Origin of the sequence: Xanthobacter autotrophicus (assembly GCF_030015065.1) — a bacterium.
In the GTDB taxonomy this organism is placed as follows: domain Bacteria; phylum Pseudomonadota; class Alphaproteobacteria; order Rhizobiales; family Xanthobacteraceae; genus Xanthobacter; species Xanthobacter autotrophicus_D.
Window position 1 is genome coordinate 1 of the sequence record NZ_JAIVFN010000268.1, and the last position, 1192, is coordinate 1192.

The following is a 1192-nucleotide window of genomic DNA, read 5'->3' on the forward strand; positions in this document are numbered from 1 at the left end:
ATCACTCGATGATGGAGGCGACGACGCCGGCGCCCACCGTGCGGCCACCCTCGCGGATGGCGAAGCGCAGCTTCTCTTCCATGGCGATCGGAACGATCAGCGCCACGTCCATGGACACGTTGTCGCCCGGCATCACCATCTCGGTGCCTTCCGGCAGCGTGCACACCCCGGTCACGTCCGTGGTCCGGAAGTAGAACTGCGGCCGGTAGTTGGTGAAGAACGGCGTGTGGCGGCCGCCCTCCTCCTTGGTCAGGATGTAGGCCTCGGCCTTGAACTTGGTGTGCGGCTTCACCGAACCCGGCTTGCACACCACCTGGCCGCGCTCCACGTCCTCGCGCTTGGTGCCGCGCACCAGGATGCCAACGTTGTCGCCGGCCTGGCCCTGGTCCAGCAGCTTGCGGAACATCTCGACGCCGGTCACCGTGGTCTTCTGCGTCGGGCGGATGCCGACGATCTCCACTTCGTCGCCCACCTTGATGATCCCGCGCTCCACGCGGCCCGTCACCACCGTGCCGCGGCCCGAGATCGAGAACACGTCCTCGATCGGCATCAGGAACGGCAGGTCAACCGGACGCTCCGGCTGCGGGATGTAGGCGTCCACCGCCTCCATCAGCTTCAGCACCGCGTCGCGGCCGAGCGCCGGATCGCCGTTCTCCAGCGCCACCAGCGCCGAGCCGCGGATGATCGGGATGTCGTCGCCGGGGAAGTCGTACTTCGACAGCAGCTCCCGCACCTCGAGCTCCACCAGCTCGAGCAGCTCGGGATCGTCCACCATGTCGCACTTGTTCAGGAACACCACCAGCGCCGGAACGCCCACCTGGCGGGCCAAAAGGATGTGCTCGCGGGTCTGCGGCATCGGGCCGTCGGCCGCCGAAACCACCAGGATCGCGCCGTCCATCTGCGCCGCGCCGGTGATCATGTTCTTCACATAGTCGGCGTGACCGGGGCAGTCCACGTGGGCGTAGTGCCGGTTCGTGGTCTCGTATTCCACGTGCGCCGTGGAGATGGTGATGCCGCGCGCCTTCTCTTCCGGCGCCTTGTCGATCTGGTCGTACGCCGTGAACGTCGCTCCGCCCGACTCCGCAAGCACCTTCGTGATCGCCGCCGTCAGCGACGTCTTGCCGTGATCAACGTGACCGATCGTGCCGATGTTGCAGTGCGGCTTCGAGCGGTTGAACTTCTCTTTGGCCAT

Annotated in this window: 1 protein-coding gene; it reads right to left on the minus strand. The window is 66.5% G+C overall.

The genetic code is table 11. The features are described 5' to 3' along the window. Position 1: 1 nt before the first annotated feature. Positions 2 to 1192, minus strand: a complete 1191-nt coding sequence (gene tuf / locus K9U40_RS23015; protein ID WP_282892405.1) for an elongation factor Tu — start codon at positions 1190 to 1192, stop codon at positions 2 to 4.

Bases quoted from the DNA above. Each gene is read 5' to 3' on its own strand.
- tuf (WP_282892405.1), bottom strand. From the start codon at position 1,192: ATGGCCAAAGAGAAGTTCAACCGCTCGAAGCCGCACTGCAACATCGGC.